The sequence below is a fragment of the Poseidonibacter lekithochrous genome (genome assembly GCF_018861145.1).
In the GTDB taxonomy this organism is placed as follows: domain Bacteria; phylum Campylobacterota; class Campylobacteria; order Campylobacterales; family Arcobacteraceae; genus Poseidonibacter; species Poseidonibacter lekithochrous_A.
Map to the genome: position 1 here is coordinate 106337 of NZ_JAHKQT010000023.1, position 19276 is coordinate 125612.

Below are 19276 nucleotides of genomic sequence, written 5' to 3' on the forward strand. Positions count from 1 at the left end.
TTTTACAAGGAAGTTTAATGAGTGCTGACATAAAGCATATAGAAATAAAAGGGATTAAAGTTCCAGTAGTTTTTGAAAAACAAAATAGTTTACCAATTTTAAATTTACAATTGGTTTTTCAGAACTCAGGTTATATTCAAGATAAAGATAAAAGTGGATTAGCAAGTTTTTCTTCAAAGTTATTAAATGAAGGAACAAAAGAATTAGGTTCAACAAAGTTTGCACAAAAGTTAGAAGAAAATGCAATTTCTTTACATACTTCAAATGGTTTTGAAACTTTTGTAATAGAATTATCAAACTTAAAAGATGTAACTAAGAAATCAATTAATTTATTAACTAAATTAATTGAATCACCAAATTATACTGAGGATACTTTAGTTAAGTTAAAGACGTTAAAAACAGGTGAATTAAAAAGAAAAGAGAATGATTTTGATTATACTGCAAAAAATTTATTAAAAGCAAATCTTTTTAAAGGTACATCGTTAGCAAGCCCTAGTTCTGGTAATTTAGAAAGTATTCAAAATATTAATCTTAAAGATATAAAGACCTTTATTAACGATACAATTAATCTAAATAATTTAATAGTAGTAGCTGGTGGAGATTTTACTTATAAAGAATTTGCAAAGTTAATTCAACCAGTTTTGGATGTTTTAAAGCCAGGAGTTAAAAGAGAATTAGAAGAGATTAATTTTGTATCTAAAGATGCAGAAGAAACACTAATTAAAGAAACAGAACAAGCTTATATTTATTTTGGTAGTTCATATAATGTTACAGCATCTGATGAAAATAGATATATAGCAAAGGTTGCATCATTTATTCTAGGTGGTTCTGGTTTTGGTTCAAGACTTATGGAAGAAATTAGAGTTAAAAGAGGACTTGCTTATAGTGCTTATGGTTCTGTTTCTATAAATAAATCTCATACATTCTTTAGTGGTTATTTACAAACTAAAAATGAAACAGCAAAAGAAGCACAATCTTTAGTTAAAGAAATTATTAAAGATTTTGTTAAAAAAGGTGTTACTAAAGATGAGTTAAAAGCTGCAAAAAACTTTTTAACTGGAAGTGAACCTTTAAGAAATGAAGTTTTATCACAAAGATTAAATAAAGCTTTTACTCTTTATTATAGAGGGTTAGATCAAGATTATCCAAAAAGAGAGTTAGATTTAATTCAAGATTTAAAACTAGAAGATTTAAATAAGTTTATAAAATCTCATGAAGAGATTAATAATTTAACATTTGCAATTGTAAGGAAATAGTTTGTTAAGATTTGCACCAAGTCCTACATCTAATATGGACATTGAAAGTTTAAGAGTTGCAATATTTAATTATATTGTGGCAAAACAATTAAATGAAGACTTAGTAATAAGAATAGAAGATATAGATCAAGAAAAAAATATTGATGGAAAAGATAAAGAAATTTTAGAAATATTGAGTCTTTTTTCTATTGATTATTTAACAGCTGCACATCAAAGTGATTCTTTAAAATATCATCAAAAAATGGCTATGCAACTTCTTACAAAAAAGAAAGCATTTTCTTGTTTTTGTGGAGATGCTAAACTTAAAGAATTAGAAGATGAAGCAAAAGAAAATGGAAAACCTTTTGTATATGATGGTTTTTGTCAAACTTTATCTGATGAAGCAGTTTTAGAAGTAAATGCCCCTTTTACAGTAAGAATTAACAAACCAGAAGAAAATATCAAATTTACTGATATTTTAAAAGGTGATTTTGATGTAAGGCCTGATGAAGTTGATGCTTTTAATATTTTAAAACATGATAAAACACCAACATATGATTATGCTTGTGCGGTTGATGATATGTTAATGGATGTTTCATTTATAATTAGAAGTGAAAAATATATTGAAAATACTGCTAAGCAAATACATATAAGAAATTCTTTATCTTATACAAAAGAGATTAAATATGCACACTTAACAAAAATTTCTAATATCCCAAATGATTTGAACTCTGTAAAAGCATTAATTGAGGAAGGTTTTCTTCCAAGTGCTATTGCAAATTATTTAGTTCTTTTAGGAAATAAGACTCCAAAAGAAATATTTTCTTTGGAAGAAGCAATAGAATGGTTTAAGATTGAAGATATTTCAAAAAATGTAACTAATTTTGATATTGAAAAATTAAGATTTATTAATAAAAAACATTTAGAACAAATGGATGAAATGAGACTATCTAAATTATTAGGTTTTGCAGATTTAGATATAGGAAAACTTGGAAAAATATACTTAGAAGAAGTTTCTACATTAAAAGAGTTAAAAGCTAAAATACACACAATCTTTGAAGAAAAAACTACTTGTAAAGGTTTTGAAAGTGAGTTTATAAAGTTGAAAACATGTTTACAAGATGCTCCATATTATGATGATTTTAATGAGTTAAGTAAATATATTACAAATGAAACTAGATTAAAAGATGAATCTTTAACTAAGCCTTTAAGATATCTTTTAACAGGAGAAGAAACTGGACCTGATATTTCAAATATTTATGCATTAATTAAAAACTACTTAGGAGAAATTATAAAATGATAGATGCTTTCACAACTTCAGTACTTACTGTAGTTTTAACAATTATATCTTTATATAAATGGGTTATTATAATCTCAGCATTACTAACATGGGTACGACCAGATCCAAATAATCCTATTGTTCAAATGTTATATAGATTAACAGAACCAGCGTATGCTTTTGTGAGAAGATATATTCCTACTGTTTTTGGTGGTATGGATTTAGCTCCATTAATATTAATCTTTGGATTAATGTTCTTAGAAATTTTCTTAAAAAACCTATTCTTTTAGTAGGATATTATGAAAAAATTAGTAGCTTCACTATTTTGCTTTGTGGCATTAAATCTTAATGCAAATACTGAAGCTGTTAATATTACAGACAAAGGTTTTAAAGTCACACTAGATTGGCTTGAAGAAAAACCAAAATCTTATGCAAAAGATTTTTTTATTATTCAATATTTAAATCAAAAAGATATTAGTGAAGAAGAGGCACAAACAGCTTATGATATGTCAAAAGCTAAAAAAGGGAGAGTTAAAAAAGCTTTTAATAAAAGATTTTCTAAAATTCCAAATAAAGACTTAAGATGTTATAGAGCAAAGCCAAAAGATTTGCTCAAAGAAAACTCTAGATGTATTTCTTTAGGTTTAAGTATTTTTGATGCAACTACAATGTCAAAAGAAAACTTAAAACTTGCAATTGAAAAGATTAAAGACTACCCTACTTTAGCAAATGATTTAAAAATATTTGCTTCTGATGATCCTTTTAATGCATTAATAAATACAAATACAAGTAGATTTTATAGATTGTTTTTTGATTCAAGAGATACTTATCGTACAAATATTATAAATAATATTATGCCGGAAAGTTTTATTGATAAGCTAGCAAAAGAAAATAGTTTTAATAGATTTATAACTTATGTTGTTCATCGAGGTAAATTAGATAAGGTTCAAAAGTCCTTATTTAACGTAAAAAACAATAATAAAATCACGAATCAAACTTTTTTTTCATTAGCTTTAAATGCGATTAACCACAATGAAGAATTAGTCGCTTTAAATTATTTAAACAAAGCATATTCTAAATCCTATTTACAATCAGATAAAGATAGAGCCCTTTTTTGGATTTATTTATTAACACAAAATAAAACATTTTTAAATAAAACGGCACAAAGTTGGGATAATAACTTATACTCTTTATATGCTAAAGAGTTATTAGAAGTTCCAATTGACAATGTTTATTATGATATTGATATTCCAAATACGCCAACTACATATAATACATTAGATCAATTTGAATGGATAGAAGTTGATATAGATACAAAGAAAAATCTTGATGATAATAAACTTGCTAAATATTCAAAGTTATTTACAGATGCATCAACATTACCTCATTATGCTTATGTATTAGAAAGATATGCGAAATATAGAAAGCAATATTATATTAAACCTTTTAGAGATATTATGAAAAATTATGATGTTAATAGACAAGTTTTAATGTATGCTATTGGAAGACAAGAAAGTAGATTTATCCCTTCAGCAGTTTCTTTTGCGACTGCACAAGGTGTAATGCAAATCATGCCATTCTTATCAAAAGAATTAGCAAAGCAGCTAAATGAGTCATATAATATTTATGAACAGTTTTTACCAGAAGTAAATTTAAGGTATGCAAATAAACATCTTAATTCTTTAGAAAAACAATTTGATAAAAATCCTTTATTTATAGCTTATGCATATAATGGGGGTCCAGGATATACAAGAAGTCAATTTAAACGTGGATTATTTAAAGAAAAAAATAGATTTGAACCCTTTATGAGTATGGAGCTAATTTCATATGAAGAAACTAGAAAATATGGTAGAAAAGTTTTAACAAATTACTATATTTATAATAATCACTTAAATGAAGAAAATAAAGTGACTTTATCTTCTATTTTTCAAACTTTAATTCTGCCGAATTAGAGTTTGTATTACTTAAAGTAAAAGTTAAGTCATAACTATCTTTTACTTCATTAAACTTTACAAGATAGTATTTCCCCCATGTGTTTTTTGATAATATATCTTTATATTTTTCATTATCAGTTTGAATCTCTTCAATAGATTTAGGCTTCTTTCCATTTAAAGTAAAAAAGTATCCATTTTCATTTATATCTTGACTCTTTTCTTCTACAAAATAAATAGATGTAACAAATACTTCATCTTTTGAATCAAATTCTGTAATATCAGTATTATTTAAATATGTTCCCCATAAAAGAACTTTTTGCTCTTTATTTATAATTACATCAGCTTTTTTTGTGTATTGCATAGCTTTTGATTCAAACTCACTTTTGTCAAAATGCTTTAATGCTGTAGTTGATGAACATCCTATTACTATAGTTGATAATATTGATAAAGATAAAGTTTTGTACATATATTGCCTTTTTTATTTTATTAGTTACTATTTTAACTTTTGTGCAACTAACTGATTTACAACTTTAGGATTTGCTTTACCACCAGTGCTCTTTAATACTTGCCCTACAAAGAAACCTAAAAGTTTAGTATTACCTTCTTTAAATTTAGCAACATTATCTGGATTTTTTGCAATTACTTCATCAATAATAGGTGAAATAATTGCAGGATCACTTATTTGGATAAGTCCTTTGTCTTCAACTATTTTTGACGGACTTTCTCCACTTTTTACCATTTCTTCAAAAACTTGTTTTGCAATTTTACTTGAAATTGTACCAGTATCGAGAATTTTAACAAGTTGTGCTATTTGCTCTGCTGTAAATTTAAGCTGATTTATTTCTTTGTCTTTTAATTCTCTAGCAACTTCAGTAACAATAATATTTGCTAAACTAATAGGGCTATTAAGAGTAGATAAAGCTTCTTCATAAAAACTTGAAAGTTTTTCATCACGTGCTAAAATATTTGCTACTTCATTATTTAAACTAAGTTCTTTTGAATACTTATTAAATAACACTTTTTCCTCATCACTCATAGCAGCAACTTCACCAACTACTTGTTCATTTTTTGCTTGTTTTTTTATTTCGTTTTTTTCTTCATTTTTAGAATTTGATTCTTCACTTTTTGTTTTTTTACCCCAAGAATCTTTAAGTCCAACTATTTTATTAAATACAGGTTTTTCATCTCTATAATCAATTGGATCAGCATAAAAATATCCCTGTCTTTCAAACTGAAATCTTTCATCTATTTTTTCAAGTATAACAGCAGGTTCAATAAGTGCATTTTTAACAATTTTTAAAGAATCAGGATTTAAATCTTCTATTCCTTCAGGGGCTTCATTTTTAAATAATCTATCATAAAGTCTTACTTCAATTTGTTTAGCTTCTTTAGAACTAACCCATTGAATAGCACTTTTTACTTTAATTCCACTAGTATCACTTCCACTTTTTGAATCAGGATAATATTTTGCTTTTAACTCACAAATATTTCCATTCTCATCTTTTATAACTTCTTCACAAGTAATTATATATCCATGTCTTAATCGTACAGCTTGTGTAGGAGTTAAACGGAAGTATCCTTTTTCAGGATTTTGTGAAAAATCATCTCTTTCTATATAAATCTCTTTTGAAAAAGGTACTTTTCTACTACCCTCTTTTGGTACATCATGTGGATAATATGAAGCATCAAGGTCTTCGCTACCTTCATAGTTTTCTATTGTAACTTTAAGTGGATCAAGAACACACATAACTCGTGGTACTTTTTTATTTAAATCATCTCTAATACAAAATTCTAGTTGTGCAACATCAACCATTGAATTAGCTTTTGCAACTCCAATTTGATCACAGAAGTTTAAGATAGATTCTTTTGTATAACCCTTTCTTTTATATCCAGCAATTGTAGGCATTCTAGGGTCATCCCACCCATCAACATATTTGCCATCAACTAATTCTAAAAGTTTTCTTTTACTCATAACTGTGTAATTTATACCAAGTCGAGCAAATTCATGTTGGTATGGACGTGGTAATTCTAGTTTTAAAGTATCTAATACCCAATTATAAATATCACGATTATTTTCAAACTCTAAAGTACAAATTGAATGAGAAACACCTTCAATATAATCAGATAAACAATGAGCAAAATCATACATTGGATAAATACACCATTTATCCTCTGCTCTAAAATGATGGGCATGTCTAATTCGATATAAAAGTGGATCTCTTAATTTCATATTAGAAGCACCCATATCAATTTTAGCTCTTAAAACATGTTCTCCGTCTTTAAACTCACCATTTTTCATTTTTTCAAAAAGGTCTAAATTTTCTTCAATAGTTCTGTTTGCAAATTTACTTCGTACTCCTGCTTGTGTAACAGTTCCCCTATTCTCACGCATCTGTTCTTCATTTACACTATCAACATATGCCTTATCCATTTTAATAAGTTTGATTGCATAATCATATATTTTATCAAAATAATCTGAAGTAAAACGTACATCTTCTCCCCAATCAAAGCCAAGCCATTGCACAGCATCTTTTAGTGCTTCTACATATTTTGTATCTTCTTTTGTAGGATTTGTATCATCCATTCTAAGGTTACAAGTACCATTAAAATCAGATGCAATACCAAAATTTATACAAATAGATTTTGCATGTCCTATATGAGGAAAGCCGTTTGGCTCAGGTGGGAATCTAGTAATAACCTCTTTATATTTGCCAGACTTTAAGTCCTCATTTACTATTGCATGTAAAAAATCTTTATTTTCACTCATTATTATTAAACCTTTTGAATTTGAAACTTTTATAAGACTTGTATTTTAGCAAATTAGAGCTTATATCATCTATGAAATAAAATATATTATTTACTGATATATTTTATTTCAATATATAGTTAGTACTTTCTTATATACCTTCTAAAGTTTCCATTTTTTACCATAAAAGTATCTTTTTTACCTTTTTTAAATACTTTTTAAAAGTTAGAATATTAATAAATTAATATGAAGAAAGATTATAATAATACAAGAAATAACAGACAAATTAAATTTTGATGAACCTACTAACCTTGTCAAATTTTTTAAAAGGTTTGAGAATATCTTTCCAAGAGAATATAAACAAAAAAAGAATCAATAATTATCTATATAAATATACTTTAACCATCATTTAGATAAAATCCAATTTATGAATAAAAAAAGATTAATAGTGGCCTTCTCAGGACCATCAAATAGTGGAAAAACGACAGCAATAGTTAAAGTATCAAATATCCTTCAAGATAGAGGGTTTAAGGTTTGTATTATTAAACATGATCCAAAAGATAAAGCCATGTTTGATAGACCAGGAAAAGATTCGTTTAAATTTGGAGAAACAGGTGCAGATGTTGCAGTAGTAAGTCCTAATAAAACTACTTTATTGAAAAAAACAACTTCTACAATTAATGAAATGATTGAATTATTTGATGATTTTGATTACTTACTAGTTGAAGGTTTAAAAACTCTAGACTTACCTAGAATTTCTATTTTTAGAAATAATTTAAATGAAGATTATTTTAAAGTTACGGATGCAATAGCTAGTGACGACACTATTAATGATGATGACATTCCATCATCAATTGAGAAATTAAACTTAAACTCTCCAGAAGATATGATTATCTGGATTGATAAAAACGCAAAGAGAGTATAAATATGCAAGATATAATCAAAGCAATAGAAAAAGCAAGTATTAAAATTAAAGAGTTGATTGAAACTGGTGATACTGGCAAAAGTGAACAAGAAAATTCAACAGGTGATACTCAATTAAAACTTGATATTGCAAGTGATGTAATTATTGAAGATATATTTAAAACAATTCCAAGTATTAAAGCTATTGTTTCAGAAGAACAAGAAGAAATTGTAAATTTAAATAAAGATGGTGAATACTTAATTGCTTATGATCCATTAGATGGTTCTTCATTAGTAGATGTAAATTTATCAGTAGGTTCTATTTATGGAATTTATAAAGGTGATTTTGATGCAAAAAGCATTATTGCTTCAGTTTATGTTGTATTTGGACCTCGAGTAGAAATGGTTGTTGCTATTGATGATGTTAAGATGTATAGACTTTTAAAAGGTAAATTTGAATTTATTCAAACTATAACTTTAAATGAAAAAGGTAAGTTAAATGCACCAGGTTCAACACAAAACTGTTGGGCACCATTTCATAAACAATTAATTGATGATATTTTTAATGATGGTTATAGATTAAGATACTCAGGAGGTATGGTTCCTGATTTACATCAGATTTTACTTAAAGGTGGTGGGTTGTTTTCTTATCCAGGTACAACTGATAGACCAAAAGGTAAATTAAGACAATTATTTGAAGTTTTTCCTTTTGCTTATACATATGAAAAAGCAAATGGCCAAGCTGTTGATGGTTTTAAAAGAGCATTAGAAGTTGAAACAACACATATTCATGATACAACTCCTTGTTTCTTTGGATCTAATATAGAAATAAACAGAGTTTTAGAAGTTTATAAAAAGAATGGATAAAACAAACGACATAGTTATTGATGAGTGGGAATTAAAACTTGATCAAAAGCTAGTTGAGATAAAAGAGTGTCAAACAAGTAATTCTTTAGAGTCTTGTACTCCATGTAATAAGTTTTTTGACTGTGAATTAAGAAAGAAATACGTTGTAGCTGTTTATTCTTCAATGAATAAAGGTGCTGGCGGTGGCTTTGAATTTTAATATTATAATTTATAAAAAAGGTAAATAATGGAAGAATCTTGTAAAAATGTTTATATAACAACACCAATATACTATGTAAATGATGTAGCACATATAGGGCACGCCTATACAACAATTATAGCTGATATGCTAGCTAGATATTCAAGATTAACAGGAGCTAATACTTATTTCCTAACAGGAACTGATGAGCATGGTCAAAAGATAGCACAAAGTGCAGAAGCTAGAGGTAAAACTCCAAAAGAATATGCTGATGAAGTATCTGGAAAGTTTAAAACTTTATGGGATGATTTTGATATTTCTTATGATAAATTTATTAGAACAACTGATGATGAACATAAAATTGGTGTACAAGCAGCATTCCAAAAAATGTATGACAAAGGTGATATTTATAAAGGTGATTATGAAGGTTACTACTGTGTATCATGTGAGACATTTTTTACTGAAAAACAATTAGTTGATGAACAATTTTGTCCTGATTGTGGGAAACCTACAAATATTGTAAAAGAAGAGAGCTACTTTTTCAAATTATCAGCTTATGAAGATAGACTTCTTAAATGGTATGAAGAAAATGAAGATTGCATACTTCCTAGATCTAAGAAAAATGAGATTGTAAACTTTGTTCAAGGTGGATTAAGAGATTTATCAATTTCAAGAACTTCTTTTGATTGGGGTGTTAAACTTCCTGAATCTATGAATGAACCAAAACATGTAATGTATGTTTGGCTTGATGCTTTGATGAACTATATTACAGCCTTAGGTTATGGAACAGATGAAAAAGAAATGGGTCATTGGCCAGCTTCTACTCATTTAGTTGGGAAAGATATTTTAAGATTCCATTCTATTTATTGGCCAGCATTTTTAATGTCTTTAGATTTACCATTGCCAAAGCATATTGCAGCTCATGGTTGGTGGACAAGAGATGGTGAAAAAATGTCTAAATCAAAAGGAAATGTTGTAGATCCAAAACTTGTAGCTGATGCTTATGGTTTAGATGCTTTTAGATACTTCATGTTAAGAGAAGTTCCATTTGGTCAAGATGGAGATTTTTCACAAAAAGCTTTAATGGATAGAATCAATTCTGATTTAGGAAATGATTTAGGAAACTTATTAAATAGAATTTCTGGAATGAGTGGTAAGTACTTTGACTTTAAAGTATCTTCTAAAGATGTTAAAAAATTCCATCAAAAAGAACTAGATGAAGTAGAAGCAATTTTAGATAATGTTGAAGAGTACTTATATAAAATGCAATTAAATAGATACTTAGAAGATATTTGGAAAGTATTAACAATTGCTAATAAAGCAATTGGGGATTATGAACCTTGGAACTTAATGAAAGAAGGAAAAACAGATGAAGCTATGGCTTTAGTTGCTTTAATTACTAATATTATGGCAAGAGTTTCACTTCTTTTAGATTCAGTGATGCCTGAAAAGATTGGAAAAATTGCGGCTTCATTAGGAATTACTATTAATAATGAAACTTATACTTCTTTATTAAAAAATAAAGAGTTGATTGCAGATACTACTATTACAAAAGTTGAGCAACTTTTCCCAAGAATTGAAGAGGTTCTTTTAGAACAAGCTAAACCTGCAATAGTTGAAAAAGCTGCTGCTGAAGTAAATGCTTCTAAAAAAGATGAAAAAATCGAAGAAGATGATAATCTAATTACAATTGATAAGTTCTTTGAAACAACATTAAGAATTGGAACAATTGTAGAAGCTGTTGAAGTCCCAAAATCTAAAAAACTTTTAAAACTACAAGTAGATTTAGGAGAAGGAAGAAATAGACAAATATTAGCAGGGATAAAAGAATTTTATAATGCAGTTGATTTAGTTGGAACACAAGCATGTGTTGTTGCAAATTTAAAACCAGCTAAATTAATGGGAATGATTAGTGAAGGAATGCTAATGGCTGCTAAAGATGAAAATGGTTTATCTTTAATCAGACCTGAAACTCCAAAAGAAATTGGAACTAAAATAAGCTAGTGAAAATTACTTCTATTATAGATATTATTGATGGGAAGCTTTTAAACTCTCCATCAATATCCTTTATATACTCCTTTAAAACTAATGTATCAAAAGTAAAAGAAGGTGACCTTTTTATAGCTTATAATTTGGATGATATTCAAATAGCTATCCAAAAAGGTGCTTTTGCAATAATACTTCAGAATTTCTACCCTATTATAGATAAAGAAATAGCATGGATTAAAGTAGATAATATTGAAACTTCTCTTATAAAACTAGTTCGATATAAACTTGCTCATTTTAATTTGCAAGCTTTTTATTGTAATGATGTAAGTTATGAATTTTTTAAAACTTTTTCTTCATCATCAAATAAAAAAGTTAAGCTTATTCCTACGAGTTTTAAAAAGTTTGTTTCTGTACTTGAAGATATTGATAATGAAACAATTTTAGTTTCAAATGATAAGCAAATATTAAATAAAATCTATCCAAATAATACAAATTTTGAAAAAGAAGATTTTCTTATTTCAAATTTACTTGAGCATTCACTTTTTGAAGTTTCTTTTACTTTTAAAAATAAGTATTTTCAAAGAATAAAAATTCCAAGTATTTATTTAGAATATTTTATAAGAGTTTATGATTTTTTAAATATAAATGAATTTGATGATTCTAAATTAAGAAATTCTAATCTTTTAAGAACACTATTCTTAGATAAAAATTTAAATATTGTAGAGTTTGGAAAGTCTGATAAATTTGTTATAACATCAAATAATATCTCTTTAGTAGAAAAAGAAATTGATTATTTAAAAACTAAGTTTACTTATGGAAAGATAATTTATATCACTTCTTCTTATATTGATTTTTTACCTAAAGAGCAAATTCTTTTAAAAGATATTTCCAAACTAAGAGATACTTTAAAGAATAACTCTTTCAATGCTTCTTATATTATAGGTTATGAATTTGAAAAAATTCAGCAGATATTATCAAAAGAAGAAAAAGAGCTAACTCTTTTCTAACTTTAGAGTATTTAATAAATTGTTCCAAAAGTACTAATTACTTTACCAATAATTTTAATATCAGAATTATTTAATACTTGAGACGGATAGTCTTTGTTATCTGAAATAATATCTAAATGTCCATCAACTCTTTTTTGTATTCTTTTTACAAATAATCCATGAACAGTTGTAAATGCATATATTCCATCTCTTGAACAATCATTTTTTGTTTTATCTAAAAATATGATGTTGTCATCATTTAATGTAGGTTCCATAGAGTCCCCTACTACATTAATTGCATCAATATTTTTCAAATTATCTTTTCCACCTAATCTATCAATAAAATATGCAGGTACTTCTAAAGATTCAAAATCATCTTTATTTTCATATGCACCGCCACCAGCACTAACAGATACATCAGGAAAGTATTTTATCCAATATTTATCTGTACTATCTACAAGAGAACCTGGACTTTGATTATAAAGAAGCCAGTTTATAGATATCTTCTTTTTTGCACAAAAGTTTAATATATTTGAATATGGAATCTTCCCTCTATTTTTCATAGTTGCAAAATTTGCTTGTGACAATTCTAAAGATGTTGCTACATCTTTATCAAATATTTTACCATTTACTCCATCTGCACTTAGTATATCTTTTAATTTATCTATGATTTCACTTACAATAAGCATATTAAATCCTTTTACATAGTATTTACATAATTATATTACAAAATGAAATATTTTTCAAGTATTTTGAAAAAATAGTATAGAATTTGAAATATTAAATACAAAAGGACACAAAATGGCAAGAAAAATTATTGAAACAAGAAATAACGTTATAGATTTTTTTCACAAAGTTGACACTTTAATTTACCAGTTTGGCGATAAAGTATTATAAAAAAAACAAATTTAACAATTTAATTAAGATAAAAGATAACTATAAATGTTAATAAAGCAAGTTTAATATATTATTACATTAATAATCACATTGTGGTAATAACGGAGACTGTTATGGAAATAAACTTAGTTACGGAAGCATTTAAATTTATGGCATTAGGAATGGGAGTTGTATTCTCATTTTTAATTATCTTAATTTTTGTGCTTAAAGCTCAAGGTGCATTGTTAACAAAATATTTTCCCGAAAAGAAAATAGAGCCAATTAAAAGGCCCAATATAAATGCATCATCTAATGAGACTGCAAAAGTAGCTGCAATCGTTGCAGCTGTACAGCATCACAAAAATCTAAAAGGTTAATGTTAATGGCAAAAAAGTATATAGATGTTATGGATACTACATTTAGAGATGGTTTCCAATCCGTCTTTGGTGGTAGAGTTTTAATGAATGACTTCTTTCCAGCTGTTGAAGCTGCGAAAGATGCTGGTATAACTCATTTTGAGTTTGGTGGTGGAGCGAGGTTCCAATCTTTATTTTTCTATTTACAAGAAAATGCATTTGAAATGATGGACAAGTTTAGAGAAATTGTTGGTCCAGATGCAAACTTACAAACTCTAGCTCGTGGTATCAATACAGTAATGTTAGATACAGGTTCAAGAGAACTAATTGACTTACACGCAAAAATGTTTGCCAAACATGGTACAACAACAATCCGAAATTTTGATGCTTTAAATGATGTACAAAACTTAGAATATTCTGCTGAATGTATTAAAAAATATGGTTTAAATCATGAAGTAGTAGTTACTCTTATGGATTTACCTCCAGGATGTACAGGTGCTCATGATGTTGCTTTCTATGAAAAAACATTAAGACAAATTCTTGATAGTGGTGTTCCACATGATTCTCTTTGTTTTAAAGATGCTTCAGGAACTGCATCCCCACAAAAAGTATACGAAACTATTCAAATGGCTAGAAAACTAGTAGGAAATGATACTCATATTAGACTACATACTCATGAAACTGCTGGTGTTTCTGTAGCTTGTTATTTAGCTGCATTAGAAGCTGGAGCTGATGGTATTGATTTAGCTGCAAGTCCAGTTTCAGGTGGAACTTCTCAACCAGATATTTTAACAATGTTACATGCGGTAAAAGGTAAAAACTTTGATTTAGGTGGACTTGATATTGAAAAAGTATTAAAGTATGAAGAAGTATTAACTGATTGTTTAAAAGATTACTTTATTCCTCCAGAAGCTACACAAGTTTCACCATTAATTCCTTTCTCTCCAATGCCAGGTGGAGCATTAACTGCTAACACTCAAATGATGAGAGATAATGGAACTTTACATAAATTCCCAGAAGTAATTAAAGCAATGAGAGAAGTTGTTGAAAAAGGTGGATATGGTACATCTGTAACTCCTGTTTCTCAATTCTACTGGCAACAAGCTTATGCAAATGTTATGTTTGGTCCTTGGAAACAAATTGCTCCAGGTTATGGGAAAATGGTACTTGGTTACTTTGGTAAAACACCAGTTGCTCCAGATGAAAAAATTGTTGCACTTGCAGCTGAAAAATTAAAAATGGAACCAACAACAGAAAATCCATTAGATATTGCAGATAGAGATGAAAAGAAAAAAATCTCTGTATGGAAACAAAGATTAGAGTTAGAAGGTATTGAAACTAGTGAAGAAAATGTTTTCATAGCTGCTGCTTGTGATGAAAAAGGAATTGCTTTCTTAAAAGGTGAATCACCATTAAATATAAGAAAAAACGATTCTTCATGTGAAAATGATAAAGAATGTAATTTAGGAGAAAATAATATGAGTAATGCAAATGGAAATTATACTGTTGTAGTAGATGGTCAAAAATTTAATGTATCAATTGCTGAAGGAAATGCTGATATTCAAGTAACACCTGTTGCGTCTAAAGAAGCTTCAACAGCAGCGACTCCTGTTTCTTCAAATGGTACAGAAACTGAAGTACCTGCAGTTGTTAATGGTGCAGTATGGAAAATACTTGTTAAAGTTGGAGATAAAGTTGAAAAAGATCAACAAATCATGATCTTAGAAGCGATGAAAATGGAAATTGATATTAATGCTCCTGCTGCTGGAACTATTACAAATATTTTAGTTTCACCTAATGCTGCAGTTGAAGAAGGACAAACTTTAGCCATTATTGGTTAATAGTTTTATTGGAGCAATAATGAAAAAAAGTTTATTTATTTCTATCTTTTTATTGATAAGTATTTTATCTTTTAATGTATTTGCATCATCTGCACATGTAGCTGATAATACAGAAACAAAAGAATACGAATCTAAAAGTATGTCTCAACTTGTTGGGTCATTTTATCAAACAACTGGATTAAATGCATTAATTAGTCCTGAAGAAGGTGTAAAAGATGCTCATGGTAAAGAAATGAGTATATTTGCACAAAGTGGCGGTAGAGTAATTATGATTATCATATGTTTTCTACTATTTTATCTTGCAATCAAAAAAGGTTTTGAACCTCTACTGCTAATTCCTATTGGATTTGGTGGTATTTTAGCAAATATTCCAATTGCTAATATTGCTGCACCAGAGGGAATGTTAGGTATTATTTATAATATGGGTATTGCAAATGAGTTTTTCCCATTACTTATTTTTATGGGTGTTGGAGCAATGACAGATTTTGGTCCATTATTAGCTAATCCTAAAACGGCATTACTTGGTGGTGCTGCACAATTTGGTATTTTTGGTTCATTAGTTGGAGCAGTTGTGCTTTCTCAATATGTTCCAGGAATTGAATTTACATTACAACAAGCAGCAGCTATTTCGATTATTGGTGGGGCTGATGGTCCAACATCAATTTTCATAGCCTCTGCTTTAGCCCCTGAATTATTAGGTGCAATTGCAGTTGCAGCTTATTCTTATATGGCTTTAGTACCAGTTATCCAACCTCCAATTATGAGAGCGTTAACTAGTGATGCTGAGCGAAAAATAAGAATGAAATCAACAAGAAAAGTTTCAAAACTAGAGAAAATGGTTTTCCCACTAGTTGTTTTAACTTTAAGTTTATTAATTTTACCTGATGCCTCACCTCTTATTGGTGCACTTTGTTTTGGAAATTTTGCAAAAGAATCAGGAGTTGTTGATAGACTTTCTGATACAATGCAAAATGCTTTAATTAATATTGTAACAATATTCTTAGGATTAGGTGTTGGTTCTAAATTAGCATCTGAATCATTTTTAGTTGCAGAAACTATGGGTATTATGGCAATTGGACTATTAGCATTTGCAGCAGGTACTGCTATGGGTATTATAATGGCAAAAATTATGAACATGTTAAGTTCAAAAGAAAATCAAATCAACCCTTTAATTGGAGCCGCTGGTGTATCAGCAGTTCCAATGGCAGCTAGGGTTGTAAGTAAAGAAGGCCAACAGTATGACTCATCGAACATTTTATTAATGCATGCGATGGGTCCTAATGTTGCTGGAGTAATTGGATCAGCCGTTGCAGCGGGTGTACTTTTATCAATATTTAAATAAAAATTAATTAAGTAGGAAGAATTAAATTATGTCTGAAATTAAAGACTCTTTAGGTTTAGAAAATGTTGGAATGGTTAGAAGAAATCTTGATGTAGATACATTAATGAATCACGCAGTAGAAAATGAAGGTGCAAAAATATCTTCAACTGGTGCCCTTATGATAGATACAGGTATTTTTACAGGTAGAAGTCCAAAAGATAAGTTTTTTGTTAATCAAGATCCATCAAATAAATTTATTGCTTGGGGAGATATTAACAAAAAAGTATCTACTGAAGTTTATGAAGAGTTATTAATTACTTCAAAAAAACAATTAAGTAATAAAGATTTATATGTAACAGATGTATATTGTGGTGCATCATTAGACTCAAGAAAATCTGTTAGATTTATTACTGAAGTTGCTTGGCAAGCACATTTTATTAGAAATATGTTTATAGTTCCAGAAACTCAAGAAGAGTTAGATAACTTTGTACCAGATTTTACAATTTATAATGCTTGTAAAACAGTTGATATGGCTTATGCTAGTCATAACTTACATTCAGAAGTTTATGTAGTATTTAATGTTGAAGAAAACATTGCAATGATTGGTGGAACTTGGTATGCAGGTGAAATGAAAAAAGGCGTTTTCTCTATGATGAATTACTGGTTACCATTAGATGGTAAATTAGCAATGCATTGTTCTGCTAATATAGGAGAAGATGGTGATACTGCTTTATTCTTTGGATTATCAGGAACTGGTAAAACTACACTTTCAACAGATCCTAAAAGAGCTTTAATTGGTGATGATGAACATGGTTGGGATGATAATGGTGTATTCAACTTCGAAGGTGGTTGTTATGCTAAAGTTATTAATCTTGATAAAGATTCTGAGCCAGAAATCTTTGGTGCTATCAAAAAAGGTGCTATTTTAGAAAATGTTGTTTATGACGAAAATGGTGTTGTTGATTATTCTGATGGTTCAAAAACAGAAAACACTAGAGTTTCTTATCCTTTAAATCATATTGAAAATCATACACCTGATATGAAAGGTGGACACCCTACGAATATTATCTTCTTATGTGCTGATGCATTTGGTGTACTTCCTCCTGTTGCAAAACTTGATAAACAACAAGCAATGTATTACTTCTTAAGTGGATATACTGCAAAAGTTGCAGGAACTGAAAGAGGTATTACTGAACCAGTTGCTACATTCTCTTCTTGTTTTGGAGAAGCATTTTTACCTTTAAATCCTACAGTTTATGCTGAACTTTTAGGTCAAAAAATTGACAGACATAATGTAAATGTTTATTTTGTTAATACAGGATGGACAGGTGGAGCTTATGGTGTTGGAAAAAGAATGAGTATTAAAAATACTAGAGCTTGTATTAATGGAATCCTTGATGGTTCAATAGAAAATTCTGAGTTCGAAACGTTACCAGTTTTTAATTTAAAAATTCCAAAAACACTAGTTGGTGTTGAAACAGAAGTTTTAAATCCTAGAAATACATGGGCTGATAAATCTGAATATGATGAGACTACTAAGAAATTAGCTGGTATGTATATTGAAAACTTTAAAAAATACTTAACTTTAGAAAGTGAATATGATTTCACAGCTGCAGGACCAACTTTATAAGATACATTTTTTCTAATAAAGTTTACTGTTGAGAGGAGTGAATTAGATTTCACTCCTTTTTTTTTAACTTATAAATAGACAAATAGAGTTATTAACACTCTATTTGTATTTCTTCAATTATTTCTAAACCAAAGCCATTTAATCCAACAAATGAATGTTTTCCACCACTTGTCATAAGTTTGATTTGTTTGATATTTAATGAATTAAGTATTTGTGCACCTATTCCATAATCTTTTTGAGATTCTTTTGATTGCATATCATCACTTAAAAATATTAATATTCCACTTTTTGATTGAAGGAAATTAATAGTTTTTAACATTGAATGAAGTTTCTCATCATTTAAAAACAGTTTTATATCAGGAATTGTTGTATGAAACTTAACATGTGTAACTTCACTTAACTCTCCAAATACAATTACAGTATGAATATTTCCAATATGATCTTCAAACTCTTTTTTTATAGCTTTAGATCCAAAGAATGTAATCTCTTCTCTAGAAATATTTTCTACAAGATTTTCATGTGATAATCGATATTCAACTAAATCAGAAATATAAATTTGTTTCATAGTATGTTTTTTAGCAAAAATATCTAAATCATCACGTCTAGCCATTGTTCCATCTTCTTTCATGATTTCACAAATTACAGCTTCACCATTTAATCCTGCTAATTTACATAAATCAACACTTCCTTCAGTATGACCAGTTCTAACAAGTACTCCACCATCTTTTGCAATTAATGGGAATATATGTCCAGGACGTACTAGTTCTTGTGCTTTTGAAATAGGATTAGCTAAAATTCTAATAGTGTCGTCTCTCTCCCCTGCACTAATTCCAGTTAAAGCATTAACTGCATCAACAGATACCGTAAATGCAGTTTCATAAGATGATGTGTTTGAACTAACCATTGGATTTAAATCTAATTTATTTGCAGTTTCTTTTGTAACTGATACACAAATTAAACCTTTGGCATGAGTTGCCATAAAATTTACTTTTTCAGGAGTACTTAATGCCGCCGCATAAACTAAATCACCCTCATTTTCTCTATCTTCATCATCAAGCATAATAACCATATTACCTTTTTGAATCTCTATAATTGCTTCTTTTACTCTTTGTATTGCATTCATTTTTCTTCTTTT

At 28.4% G+C, this 19276-nt stretch carries 17 protein-coding genes; 13 read left to right on the top strand and 4 right to left on the bottom strand.

All coding sequences use genetic code 11. The annotated features are described in order from the left end of the window. The first annotated feature begins 17 nt into the window (after positions 1-17). From KO488_RS08710 to KO488_RS08725, 4 genes are read left to right on the top strand one after another with little or no spacing between them, the layout of a single operon-like run. Positions 18-1256: a M16 family metallopeptidase gene (locus tag KO488_RS08710; protein WP_216058416.1), complete on the top strand. Its 1239-nt coding sequence runs from the start codon at positions 18-20 to the stop codon at positions 1254-1256. Between the two features lies 1 nt (position 1257). Continuing rightward, on the top strand, positions 1258-2535 hold the full coding sequence (gene gltX / locus KO488_RS08715; protein ID WP_216058417.1) for a glutamate--tRNA ligase: 1278 nt from the start codon (positions 1258-1260) through the stop codon (positions 2533-2535). Beyond that, positions 2532-2804: a YggT family protein gene (locus tag KO488_RS08720; protein ID WP_216058418.1), complete on the top strand. Its 273-nt coding sequence runs from the start codon at positions 2532-2534 to the stop codon at positions 2802-2804. The genes gltX and KO488_RS08720 overlap by 4 nt, the downstream gene beginning before the upstream one ends. 9 nt (positions 2805-2813) lie before the next feature. After that, positions 2814-4466, top strand: coding sequence for a lytic transglycosylase domain-containing protein (locus KO488_RS08725; RefSeq protein ID WP_216058419.1), 1653 nt, complete (start codon positions 2814-2816; stop codon positions 4464-4466). Here the strand turns inward: KO488_RS08725 and KO488_RS08730 are convergent. Then, complete coding sequence (locus KO488_RS08730; RefSeq protein WP_216058420.1) at positions 4435-4914, bottom strand: hypothetical protein; 480 nt, start codon at positions 4912-4914, stop codon at positions 4435-4437. The two genes, KO488_RS08725 and KO488_RS08730, sit on opposite strands and share 32 nt — an antisense overlap. Positions 4915-4941: 27 nt before the next feature. Continuing rightward, positions 4942-7215, bottom strand: a complete 2274-nt coding sequence (locus KO488_RS08735) for a glutamine--tRNA ligase/YqeY domain fusion protein (RefSeq protein ID WP_216058421.1) — start codon at positions 7213-7215, stop codon at positions 4942-4944. A gap of 406 nt (positions 7216-7621) precedes the next feature. Here KO488_RS08735 and mobB point away from each other — a divergent pair, with 406 nt between their 5' ends. The 5 genes from mobB to KO488_RS08760 are packed head-to-tail and all read left to right on the top strand — an operon-like array spanning position 7622 to position 12138. Continuing rightward, positions 7622-8119, top strand: a complete 498-nt coding sequence (mobB, locus tag KO488_RS08740) for a molybdopterin-guanine dinucleotide biosynthesis protein B (RefSeq protein WP_216058422.1) — start codon at positions 7622-7624, stop codon at positions 8117-8119. Between the two features lie 2 nt (positions 8120-8121). Continuing rightward, a complete protein-coding gene (locus KO488_RS08745) occupies positions 8122-8964 on the top strand; it encodes a class 1 fructose-bisphosphatase (protein WP_216058423.1) in 843 nt (280 codons plus the stop codon). After that, entirely contained in the window at positions 8957-9163 is a 207-nt protein-coding gene (locus KO488_RS08750; RefSeq protein WP_216058424.1) for a hypothetical protein, read from the top strand. Before KO488_RS08745 ends, KO488_RS08750 begins: the two co-directional genes overlap by 8 nt. A gap of 27 nt (positions 9164-9190) precedes the next feature. Continuing rightward, the gene (gene metG, locus KO488_RS08755; protein WP_216058425.1) at positions 9191-11146 is read left to right on the top strand and encodes a methionine--tRNA ligase; all 1956 of its coding nucleotides are present in this window, start codon (positions 9191-9193) and stop codon (positions 11144-11146) included. Continuing rightward, positions 11146-12138, top strand: a complete 993-nt coding sequence (locus tag KO488_RS08760; protein ID WP_216058426.1) for a peptidoglycan synthetase — start codon at positions 11146-11148, stop codon at positions 12136-12138. The genes metG and KO488_RS08760 overlap by 1 nt, the downstream gene beginning before the upstream one ends. Positions 12139-12149: 11 nt before the next feature. Here the strand turns inward: KO488_RS08760 and KO488_RS08765 are convergent, their stop codons facing one another. Beyond that, positions 12150-12806: a S24 family peptidase gene (locus tag KO488_RS08765; protein WP_216058427.1), complete on the bottom strand. Its 657-nt coding sequence runs from the start codon at positions 12804-12806 to the stop codon at positions 12150-12152. Between the two features lie 321 nt (positions 12807-13127). Here KO488_RS08765 and KO488_RS08770 point away from each other — a divergent pair, with 321 nt between their 5' ends. From KO488_RS08770 to pckA, 4 genes are read left to right on the top strand one after another with little or no spacing between them, the layout of a single operon-like run. Beyond that, positions 13128-13370: an OadG family protein gene (locus KO488_RS08770; RefSeq protein ID WP_216058428.1), complete on the top strand. Its 243-nt coding sequence runs from the start codon at positions 13128-13130 to the stop codon at positions 13368-13370. Between the two features lie 5 nt (positions 13371-13375). Next, positions 13376-15190, top strand: coding sequence for a biotin/lipoyl-containing protein (locus KO488_RS08775; RefSeq protein WP_216058429.1), 1815 nt, complete (start codon positions 13376-13378; stop codon positions 15188-15190). Between the two features lie 19 nt (positions 15191-15209). Beyond that, complete coding sequence (locus tag KO488_RS08780; RefSeq protein ID WP_216058430.1) at positions 15210-16532, top strand: sodium ion-translocating decarboxylase subunit beta; 1323 nt, start codon at positions 15210-15212, stop codon at positions 16530-16532. Between the two features lie 28 nt (positions 16533-16560). After that, on the top strand, positions 16561-18141 hold the full coding sequence (gene pckA / locus KO488_RS08785) for a phosphoenolpyruvate carboxykinase (ATP) (protein WP_216058431.1): 1581 nt from the start codon (positions 16561-16563) through the stop codon (positions 18139-18141). Between the two features lie 91 nt (positions 18142-18232). On the opposite strand, the gene KO488_RS08790 is transcribed toward pckA, so the two are convergent. Then, on the bottom strand, positions 18233-19264 hold the full coding sequence (locus KO488_RS08790; RefSeq protein WP_216058432.1) for a bifunctional 3,4-dihydroxy-2-butanone 4-phosphate synthase/GTP cyclohydrolase II: 1032 nt from the start codon (positions 19262-19264) through the stop codon (positions 18233-18235). Positions 19265-19276: the final 12 nt, after the last annotated feature.

Coding starts and splice junctions, on each gene's coding strand:
- pckA (WP_216058431.1), top strand. CDS start 16,561: ATGTCTGAAATTAAAGACTCTTTAGGTTTAGAAAATGTTGGAATGGTT.
- KO488_RS08775 (WP_216058429.1), top strand. CDS start 13,376: ATGGCAAAAAAGTATATAGATGTTATGGATACTACATTTAGAGATGGT.
- KO488_RS08735 (WP_216058421.1), bottom strand. CDS start 7,215: ATGAGTGAAAATAAAGATTTTTTACATGCAATAGTAAATGAGGACTTA.
- KO488_RS08730 (WP_216058420.1), bottom strand. CDS start 4,914: ATGTACAAAACTTTATCTTTATCAATATTATCAACTATAGTAATAGGA.
- KO488_RS08750 (WP_216058424.1), top strand. CDS start 8,957: ATGGATAAAACAAACGACATAGTTATTGATGAGTGGGAATTAAAACTT.
- metG (WP_216058425.1), top strand. CDS start 9,191: ATGGAAGAATCTTGTAAAAATGTTTATATAACAACACCAATATACTAT.
- KO488_RS08780 (WP_216058430.1), top strand. CDS start 15,210: ATGAAAAAAAGTTTATTTATTTCTATCTTTTTATTGATAAGTATTTTA.
- KO488_RS08725 (WP_216058419.1), top strand. CDS start 2,814: ATGAAAAAATTAGTAGCTTCACTATTTTGCTTTGTGGCATTAAATCTT.
- mobB (WP_216058422.1), top strand. CDS start 7,622: ATGAATAAAAAAAGATTAATAGTGGCCTTCTCAGGACCATCAAATAGT.
- KO488_RS08720 (WP_216058418.1), top strand. CDS start 2,532: ATGATAGATGCTTTCACAACTTCAGTACTTACTGTAGTTTTAACAATT.
- KO488_RS08770 (WP_216058428.1), top strand. CDS start 13,128: ATGGAAATAAACTTAGTTACGGAAGCATTTAAATTTATGGCATTAGGA.
- KO488_RS08765 (WP_216058427.1), bottom strand. CDS start 12,806: ATGCTTATTGTAAGTGAAATCATAGATAAATTAAAAGATATACTAAGT.
- KO488_RS08710 (WP_216058416.1), top strand. CDS start 18: ATGAGTGCTGACATAAAGCATATAGAAATAAAAGGGATTAAAGTTCCA.
- KO488_RS08790 (WP_216058432.1), bottom strand. CDS start 19,264: ATGAATGCAATACAAAGAGTAAAAGAAGCAATTATAGAGATTCAAAAA.
- KO488_RS08745 (WP_216058423.1), top strand. CDS start 8,122: ATGCAAGATATAATCAAAGCAATAGAAAAAGCAAGTATTAAAATTAAA.